The sequence below is a fragment of the Ruminobacter amylophilus genome (genome assembly GCF_900115655.1).
GTDB lineage: Bacteria > Pseudomonadota > Gammaproteobacteria > Enterobacterales > Succinivibrionaceae > Ruminobacter > Ruminobacter amylophilus.
Genome location: NZ_FOXF01000026.1, coordinates 21,484 through 31,277, shown reverse-complemented (window position 1 = coordinate 31,277; position 9,794 = coordinate 21,484). Strand labels below are relative to the sequence as shown.

Annotated in this window: 7 protein-coding genes, 1 rRNA gene and 1 riboswitch; of the genes, 3 read left to right on the top strand and 5 right to left on the bottom strand. The window is 37.4% G+C overall.

Features of this window, described 5'->3' with window-relative positions; translation table 11 throughout:
* Nucleotides 1–103: ribosomal RNA gene (locus BMY80_RS07470) — 16S ribosomal RNA — on the bottom strand; the annotation flags it as partial.
* Between the two features lie 428 nt (nt 104–531).
* Between BMY80_RS07470 and BMY80_RS07465 the strand changes: the two genes are divergently transcribed.
* Entirely contained in the window at nt 532–1,173 is a 642-nt protein-coding gene (locus tag BMY80_RS07465) for an RNA recognition motif domain-containing protein (RefSeq protein WP_093142439.1), read from the top strand.
* A 14-nt stretch (nt 1,174–1,187) separates the two neighbouring features.
* On the opposite strand, the gene murI is transcribed toward BMY80_RS07465, so the two are convergent.
* A complete protein-coding gene (murI, locus tag BMY80_RS07460) occupies nt 1,188–2,012 on the bottom strand; it encodes a glutamate racemase (protein WP_245730092.1) in 825 nt (274 codons plus the stop codon).
* 64 nt (nt 2,013–2,076) lie between these two features.
* Nucleotides 2,077–3,930, bottom strand: coding sequence for a TonB-dependent receptor domain-containing protein (locus BMY80_RS07455; RefSeq protein ID WP_177178526.1), 1,854 nt, complete (start codon nt 3,928–3,930; stop codon nt 2,077–2,079).
* Between the two features lie 28 nt (nt 3,931–3,958).
* Nucleotides 3,959–4,106: riboswitch (cobalamin riboswitch) on the bottom strand.
* 167 nt (nt 4,107–4,273) lie between these two features.
* Between BMY80_RS07455 and trmA the strand changes: the two genes are divergently transcribed.
* Nucleotides 4,274–5,407, top strand: coding sequence for a tRNA (uridine(54)-C5)-methyltransferase TrmA (gene trmA, locus BMY80_RS07450; protein WP_093142435.1), 1,134 nt, complete (start codon nt 4,274–4,276; stop codon nt 5,405–5,407).
* Nucleotides 5,408–5,507: 100 nt separating this feature from the next.
* Here the strand turns inward: trmA and BMY80_RS07445 are convergent, their stop codons facing one another.
* Both BMY80_RS07445 and rpmE read right to left on the bottom strand, forming a co-directional pair.
* Nucleotides 5,508–6,761: a malic enzyme-like NAD(P)-binding protein gene (locus BMY80_RS07445; protein WP_031578747.1), complete on the bottom strand. Its 1,254-nt coding sequence runs from the start codon at nt 6,759–6,761 to the stop codon at nt 5,508–5,510.
* A gap of 408 nt (nt 6,762–7,169) precedes the next feature.
* Nucleotides 7,170–7,385 (bottom strand): 50S ribosomal protein L31, encoded by a 216-nt coding sequence (gene rpmE / locus BMY80_RS07440; protein ID WP_031578746.1) that lies wholly within the window; start codon nt 7,383–7,385, stop codon nt 7,170–7,172.
* A gap of 160 nt (nt 7,386–7,545) precedes the next feature.
* On the opposite strand from rpmE, the gene BMY80_RS07435 reads away from it, so the two are divergent.
* Entirely contained in the window at nt 7,546–9,744 is a 2,199-nt protein-coding gene (locus tag BMY80_RS07435) for a primosomal protein N' (RefSeq protein ID WP_093142433.1), read from the top strand.
* The last annotated feature ends 50 nt before the right edge of the window (nt 9,745–9,794 follow it).

Genomic DNA, 9,794 nt, shown 5'->3' with positions numbered 1-9,794 from the left:
ACTCGTCAGCCAGGAAGCAAGCTTCCTGCTGTTACCGTTCGACTTGCATGTATTAAGCCTGCCGCCAGCGTTCAATCTGAGCCATGATCAAACTCTTCACTTTAAATTAGTTGAAGTTTTTTCGGCTCTCTTTGAATGACTGTCTTTCTAATTGCTCTTAGATTTGACACTCAGCTTCTTCAAGAACCATTTTTTAATTTCAGCTCATGAATTCAGCGAGTGCCCACACAGATTGTCTAGATTCGTTTTTAAAGAACTTTTTGTTTTTCGCTGTGCTCAGCGAACGATGTGTATTTTAGGTTTTTTATTTTTTTCGTCAACTGTTTTTTTGATCTTTTTCTAATTTTTTTTATTTTTTGTACATTTTTTTGCCGTTTTCCTGCAAAGTTATCAATTTTTGAGCGATAAATCAAATTTAGACTCTGTTTTTGTCTTTAAAATTGTAAGAGTACTGTTTTATATTCTTATTTCTCACTCAATCATCAATAATCACATCACACTTTTTTCTTATGCACTTATGGAGATAAGATTATGTCCATGAAAAAGCAATATCTCAAATCATGCTTTCTTTCACTTGTTTTAACGTTGGTCTATGTTTGCGTATATACCAAATGTGCATTCACAAATATTTTTGATCTTCCGCTGACATTTTGGCTAACTGTTATTTTTGTATTCATCTCTGGCATCGTATCCCCTTTAGCCTTTGTTCTCAAAAACCGCATAGTTACCGATAAAGTAGAAAACCCAAGACCTGATGACAGACCTATTGATCTTCCTCGCTCTTTTGCCACAAAGAACCATGGTCAGTCTATTGCCAAAGACAAGAATTCCGTACGCAGCAACTCAGAAAATCATACACAACATGGAATCAAACAAAACTTTTCATTCAAAGCAATGCCAACTGATGAATCTGAATTCTGTGATATCTTCATAGGGAACATTCCCTTTTCACTTAATGAATTAGAAATCAAGAAATTGGTATTCAATACAGGTGTAGACATCTACTCCCTGAAGCTACCAAAGGATCCAAAAACCAAGAAACGCAAGAATTATGCTTTCGTGAGAGTATCAGCATCAGCTAAGGATAATTTTATTGGTTTGTTGAACAATAAAGAAGTTAAAGGCCGAAAACTGTCAGTTAAAGAAGCAAATAGTCGCACTGTTTCAGCCTAGGTGATTGATCTCTTTTACTCAAAAAGTTTCAATTCGCAAAATCCGAATTTTTTAAATCCGGAAATGAGATCGCTATTAAGTTTTCTTACATCAGTGCAATAAGCCGTAGGCTCGGTTTCCGCCACTGATGTATCCGTGCTGATGTGATTATTGGCTAATTCAGTCAAAAGGAATTTAACTCTTCTTGCTATAGCATCACCTGAATCCACCAACGTTACACTCGGCAACACTTTTTGAATTTCTGAGCACAGATGTGGAAAATGAGTACATCCCAGAATCACGGTATCCGGCCTTACATCACCTTCCACCCATTCGTGAAGAACATGACTGATAATCTGTTCATCATAAGGCAGGCCAATCATTTTTCTCTCGGCTATTTCCACAAGTTCTGATGTTCCGATTTTTAATACAGTCTTATCGCTTGCAAAATTTGCTATTAAATCCATTGTATATTTTCTGCGAATTGTCGCAGGAGTAGCCAGCAGTCCTATCACTCCATTTTTTGTAATAGCCGAAGCCGGTTTTATTGCAGGAACAACCCCAACAATTGGTATATCTACAGCTTTACGGACCTGTTCAAGTGCTACGGTGCTCGCTGTATTGCACGCTATTACCACTAAATCCACATGTATTCGTGAGGTAAATTTTGCAATAAGATCAACCACTGTATTTATTACAACGTCATCAGGCTGTATTCCATATGGAAAATGCAGATTATCAAACAAATACAGCGGGATAATATTATGATTCTGCTTTAGAGTCTCCTGACATACAGACAATCCACCTATTCCGGAATCAAAAAAAAGAACGCTATACTTCATAATATTCACTGTATCCATAAAAAAAGCACTGCCGATCCTACATCGTTTCAGTGCTTTTATAATATATCCAAATCAAAAATAATTAAAACAGATTCTTAATCTCTATTGTACCTGAATATACTCTTCCGCCTGTTGGATAACCCGCGTAGTATTCATATTTCTTGTCTAAGAGATTATCTATGCCAAAACCGAATCTAATATTTTTATTCATTCCTGCAGGAGTTAATCCGAAGCCTAAATTAACTACAGCAAAGCCGCCTAAAGTCTGACCATTTGAAAATGTTCTTTTTGAAGTGTAACGATAGTCTGCGTAGGCATCCATTCCAAAGTCACCAAAAAGATCTCCACTGTCAAACATGTACTTGGCCTTATAGAGTTGTTTTGCCTTACCGTACACGGTCTGATGAGTATCCTTGTTCTTTGGATTCATCAGAGAAGCAGAAAGGTCCAGATTCTGATACTTGTTGAACGGCATATTCGCTCCCATTTCAACACCTTTGATGTTTACTCTGTTGATATTTTCGTACTGCCATGTTAATGGATCTGAGCCAATCTGATGCTTAATATTATTGTAGAATCCCGTTACAAAGAAATACTTATTTCTTAAAGTAACTTCTACATTCTTTGATTTTTCAGGATCCAGACGGCTATTGCCATATCCCGGATAATAAAGTTCCTGCATATTAGGAGCTCTGTATGCTGTACCATATCTTGCTGACAGCTGATTATCCTCCAGAATATTCACACCTAACCCGACATTAAAGGTACCTTCAGAACCATAGACAGAATTATCGTCAAGTCTTCCTGATAATTCTCCTGAAAAAATATTCTGATCATACTTCATAAAAACGAATCCGGCCTTATTAGAAATAGATTTGGCACTGTCTGCAAAATTTCCACTCCATTCAACCTTTGAATTCTTATTAAGTCTGCTGTAGTTGTAATCCACACCAAAACCTAATCTCAATTCGGTTACCGGATAAAATTCATTGGTAAAATGAGAGTTTATGGTGTCCATCTTAAACGCAGATGACTGCATGTCAGAAACTGGAACATCCTTTGGATGATTATAATCATTATCGTGAGTATACATGGTACCGAAGTCAAATGCATACAGTTCATTCCCGAAATCTGCTCCCACAGAAACGATCTGGTTTTCATCGTAATTCACACTTGTTGCAGGAGTACCACTCCAAGAATTATCGTAATCACCTTCATTCTTGATACGCTTGTAGTCTGCTCTGATCTCTAAATCATTATCAAATGTATGAGAATATCCAATCTGAACATTATTGTTCTTGAATCCGTGTTTAGCACCTTCATTAACTCCGGAAACAGGATGAACGTTAAATCCTTTAGAACTGCTTACACCACCGGTTACCTTTAATGCATCATTATCCGTAATGGCAAAAGTATTCTGCATACTGAAATCATGAGTATCGTAGCTTGAATAAGTATATGCAGCTCTCTGTTTGGTTTTATATTCAGGTTTAGTGATAATATTAATTACCCCGAGAACAGCATTGGCCCCATAAACAGAAGCTCTGTGTCCCCTGATGAATTCAACTTTCTCAATCATATTTGTTGGTATGTGATTAGAATTGAACTCACCAATCTTGCTGGTACTTAAATTCTCTCCATCAAGTAAAACCAAAACCTGATTAGCATTACCGCCACGAACATAAAAAGATCCGGACTGACCTCGGCCACCATATGAAACTACCTGAACGCTAGGCAACAGAGCCAAAACGTCAGTTAAGGTTTTCAGATTTCTTTCCTGAATTTCTTTTGCAGTGATAACATCAACCTGTCCAAGAATATGAGTTTTGGTTTCAGAAATACGGGATGCAGAAACGACAACTTCATCTGTTGTATCGGTTCCTGCGTAAGCAATAACAGGCACAAACAAACCTGCCAATAATAATTCTCTTTTCATAAAACTATCCATTTCGCGTAGACTTGTAAAATTACTTAGACTTAAGGAAAGTATTCGGACTGAACATACAAACACATTTGTATGCATCACCGTTGCGCGACAGTTTCGGATTCTCACCGTATTTCCTTATTAAACCAACCTATAAACAGAGTGGTACCTAAAGTCGAGGGTATTTTAGACATAAACCATTTAAATGTAAATATACGATAATTTAGCCATGTCCTTGTCTACGGTATTAAAACCAATTCACCTGTTTATTTATATAATTGTGAATAAGTTTTTAGAATAGCTTATGTTCTGTTATAATCCTCGCCTGTTACACTTTTTGACCATAAGGTTTGTTATGAAAGATTTTGAAACATTAGACACCTCATCATATGATACCCAGTTAGCTAATAAGACTTCAAAGTTATTGGCCGAATTTAAAAATCTTTTTACCATTCCCGAACCAGAAATTTTTACTTCAGAGCCGATTAACTATCGCATGAGGGCCAAATTCTGCATCTATCTTGAAGGCGAACTCGTTCGTTATTACATGGTGGATACTTCAGATAACAGTAAACGCAAGGTTTTTCTAACCAAATTCCCTACTGCCTCGAAACTGATTAACGACCTGATGCCTGTTGTTGCTGATTACATAAGTAGTCACCGTGAATTATCAGTGAAATTTTTTGAAATAGACTTTTTAACCACATTGAGCGGAGAAGCTTTAATTACTCTTCTTTACCACAGAAAACTTGATGAATCTTGGATTGAGGAGGCAAAAAATTTACTCGGTCATCTCAGAGAAAAATTTCCTGACAACATCATAAATATAATAGGCAGAGCCTTTAAGCAGAAAATTCTTCTTGATACAGACTGTGTTTATGAGACGCTGACTGTTAATAACAAACAATTCAGATATCAGCAGGTAGAAAACAGTTTTACTCAGCCAAATGCTCATGTTTCTGAAAAAATGCTTACCTGGGTGCAGAACAACACTTCTGATTTGAGTGATACGGATCTTTTGGAATTGTATTGTGGCAATGGTAACTTTTCTATTGCCCTGGCTGGTAATTTCAGAAAAATACTTGCGACAGAAATATCTAAAACCAGTGTTGAATCAGCTCAGATCAACATTGCAATGAACAACGTTACAAACCTGAAAATAATACGCCTCAGTGCTGAAGAATTCACCGAAGCCTTGAATAAAAAAAGAGAATTCAATCGTTTAAAAAACAATAATGTAAATCTCGACGAATACTCGTGCAGGACCGTTCTGGTAGATCCTCCTAGAGCTGGATTAGATAAAGATACCATAGACCTTCTAAAGAGATACGAAATCATAATCTACATATCATGTAACCCTGTGACTCTGATGGATAATTTAAAATCCCTGACAGAAACTCACAGAATAAGTAAATTTGCATTTTTTGACCAATTTCCATATACCGAAGAACATATTGAAAGTGGAGTGATTCTAACCAGAATGCAATAAAATACTATGTTTGATTGCTTAGAAAATTCTCTGAAGTACTAAAAAATAACCCCGTAATAATTGAAATTACGGGGTTATTTATCGTTAACAAAAACTGATATTATTCATTTTCAAGATAATGATCAGGGAGCGGAGCCCTGGCTACGCCAGATTTAACAGCGGCTTCAGCTACAGCCTTAGATACCCATGAATACAGACGATGATCAACAGGCTTTGGCATAATGTAATGAGGTCCAAACTCAAAATGATCTTCTCCGCAAGCATGAGCAACTTCTTCAGGAACAGGTTCCTGTGCAAGCAAACGGATTGCATTCATTGCAGCTTTTTTCATTTCAAGATTGATTTCTGTTGCTCTTACATCAAGCGCACCTCTGAAGAGGAATGGGAAGCAGATTACATTATTAATCTGATTTGGATAATCTGATCTTCCGGTACCGAAAATAATATCAGGTCTGACTTCCTGAACTAAAGCAGGAGATACTTCAGGATCAGGGTTTGAACAAGCCAGAATTACAGCCTTAGGAGCCATGCTTAATATTTCTTCCTTGGTTACCAAATTAGGACCAGACACCCCAAGGAACGCATCAGCACCGTCCATTGCTTCGGCTAAAGTCTTTGGACCTGTATCGTTTATGAATTTCTTCTTCTGTTCATTCAAATCTGTACGATCAGATCTGATTACACCATGACGGTCAATCATGAAGAAGTTTTCTGGCTTAACACCGCATTCCAACAGGAATGTAGAGCAAGCAATACCAGCTGCACCTGCACCTAAGCAAACAACCCTACAGTCCTCAACTTTCTTTCCCTGCAACTGAAGAGCGTTCAGCATACCTGCCGTTGTAACAATAGCTGTACCATGCTGATCATCATGGAAAACAGGAATAGAACAAAGCTTCTTTAATTTTGATTCAATTTCAAAACATTCAGGAGCTTTGATGTCTTCAAGATTAATACCACCAAATGTATCAGCAATATTTGCAACGGTATTGACGAAATCGTCAATATCCTTGTGCTTTACTTCAATATCAATTGCATCAACATTAGCAAAACGTTTAAACAGAAGAGCTTTGCCTTCCATAACAGGCTTAGAAGCCAGTGGACCAAGATTACCTAAACCAAGGATAGCTGTACCATTTGAAATAACAGCAACAAGGTTTCCCTTGATAGTATACTTGTATGCATCTTCAGGATTCTTTGCTATCTCACGAACCGGTTCTGCAACTCCGGGACTATATGCCAAAGTCAGGTCATGAGAGGTATCAGCGGGTTTGGTGATCTGAATTGAGATCTTACCAGGTGTTGGATGTGCATGATAGTCTAATGCAGCATCATGTAATATCTTATCGGTCATGCGATAATCTCCGAAATGCAACATATCATATCGAACATGTTGCGCCAATTTTATTAACCCTATGTATACTTACAACGACAAAATATACAATTCCACTTATATCAAGTGTATAGTCTTTAATTATAAGCGAGATTTTTTTATTTGTTACCTCTGTACCGTCTCATATTTGCCAAAATTACGATTACATTACAATTTTGCACATCATTAGGACAATAATTGATCAAGTTTTGTTGTAAAAACTGTAAAATATCGAACTTTTACGCTATGTTACATACAGTACAAAGCAAGAAATTCAGGAATATATGATTAATCAGAGATTGATTGACAATAACACAAATAATGATAATTCTGTGTATAAAAGGTATAAAAGAAAACACACTGCACCTTAGTGCAGTGTGCCGACTTGGATTACTTCTTTGAAGAAAGCATACCGAAACGCTTGTTGAAGCGTTCTACACGTCCGCCGGTATCAACAATCTTCTGCTTACCGGTGTAGAATGGATGACAAGCTGAGCAAACATCGATAACAATATCGTGACCAACAGTTGAGCGGGTCTGGAAAGTGTTACCGCATGAGCACTTAACGGTTACAACGTCGTATGCTGGATGAATATCTTTTTTCATGGAAAACCTCTTAAAATAGAGCTACATCGCCCTTCCAACCACTTTTCGCGTCAGACACGATGTAAAATGTAAACAAAAATATAAAAATGCAAGCGAATGATATATTATTGAGCAATGTTGTGCAAGATAAAGTTTTGATTTTTTTATAATTAATAATTCCATGTACCTACAGTTAGCTATAAACACCCCTTTATATCGTACATTTGAATACAAATTATCCTTTGATTTAAAAATCGAAGGAGTTAACCTTATTGGTTGCCGTGCACTTGTAAAATTCGGCAACAGGAAAACCGTTGGCATAATCGTTGAGCAGTCTGAAAAACAGACATATACCGGAAAAGGAGCCGTCAAAGAAATAGAAGAGATATTGGATGATTCTCCTATATTTGACAAATATAACATTCAGCTCCTTAAATGGGCGGCATCCTATTATCACTACCCTATTGGCGAAGTTTTTTATACAGCCATGCCCCTCTTACTTAGAAAACCCGAGAAGGCTGGTCTGAAACCAATAGATTTGTGGACATTCGTCAGTGATGCTGATACATCATGCATAAGCAGAGCCAAGGCCTGTAAGGCCGCCCTGAACATTATCAGAGAAGCTCCGTGTACATCTCATAAATTAAAAGAGTTGGGAATAAACCAGGCAATTATCACCAAACTTTTCAATCTGGGACTGATAACCAAAAGCAATCTGAGAGATCAGGTACACGAATGGGACAAAAACAACATATCAATTACCGATGCCAAAATCCTTAATGACGAACAGCAGCACGCATACGACGTAATCAGCGCCTCTCACGGATTCAATGCTTTTGTCATCAATGGTGTTACAGGATCTGGAAAAACAGAAATTTATCTTCAGCTGATTGCAAAAACGCTGAAACAGGGCAAACAGGCTCTTGTTTTAGTTCCCGAAATAAACCTGACTCCTCAGACTGTCAAACGTTTCTACGACAGATTTAATGTACCTATTGTCTGTATTCATTCATCTTTAAATGACAATGAACGATTTGAATCTTTTGCCATGATGAAACGAAATGAGGCTGCAATACTGATAGGAACAAGAAGCGCACTGTTTGCTAACATTCCTAATTTAGGAATAATCATTATCGATGAGGAGCACGATTCATCTTACAGACAGGGAGACGGCTTCAGATACCACGCAAGAGACTGTGCCGTAATGCTGGCTTTTATTAGACAAATCCCCATCATAATGGGAACAGCAACACCATCCATCGAAACCGTAAACAATATCCAAAAGAAGAAATACACCGAAATAATACTCAGCAAAAGAGCGGGAAACGCATCAGATGCGATTTTTAACATTATCGACATGCGCAGGCAGATCATTAACCATGGTATTTCAAAAGAACTTTCTCTGCACATTAATGAAGAACTTGGCAAAGGTAATCAGGTACTGCTTTTAATTAACCGCAGAGGTTATTCACAAAAACTGATATGCCACAACTGCGGGTATGTATTCATGTGTAAGAACTGCGATTCAAACCTTACATATCACATGACCGAAAACAGACTGGTTTGTCATCACTGCGAAACCAAATTCATTATTCCCCATCAGTGTCCAGAATGCGGTTTTACCGAACTGACCCCTACAGGTAATGGTACTGAACAGATATTTGAACATATACAGCAGTTATTTCCCAATTCAAATCCTGTAAGAATTGATCGCGATGCCATCAACAGAAAAGGTGTACTCAATACTATTCTGGACGACATAAATAACAATAAGTACAACATAATCATCGGAACACAGATGCTTGCAAAAGGGCATCACTTTCCTAATGTAACGCTTGTTGGCATCATCGACATCGATTCCTGCCTTTTTTCCAACAACTACAGGGCTCATGAGCAATTAGCTCAATTAATCGTTCAGGTTGCCGGAAGATCCGGACGAGGGGAAAAACAGGGATATGTATATTTACAGACACACACACCTGATCATCCTGTTCTCAGTACACTGCTAAATTACGGATACCATACTTTTGCCGAAGAGTGCCTCAAGAAAAGAAAACAGATGATGCTACCTCCTTTTACGAATTATGCCATTCTTAAAGCAGATGGAACTGAACGTGAAAAGGTCATATCGTTTATATACGATGCATATAATTTCATGAACAGTCAGTCTTCAAAATTCAGCAATCTTGTCATTATGAAACCAACGTCGGCCTACATTACCAGAAAACAGAACAGGTATCACTTCTACGTTCTAATCAACTCGCGTGCTAAAAGGGATTTATCAGAATTTGTAGATCTGATTATTGCAAATATTGACAGGTTTCAATGTAAATCATCCGTTCATTCTGTTATAGAAATTGATCCTTTGGGCAACGAATAAATAACATAATCAGCAGAAACGGTGATTAATTTTTTAAGTGGAAAAAAAAA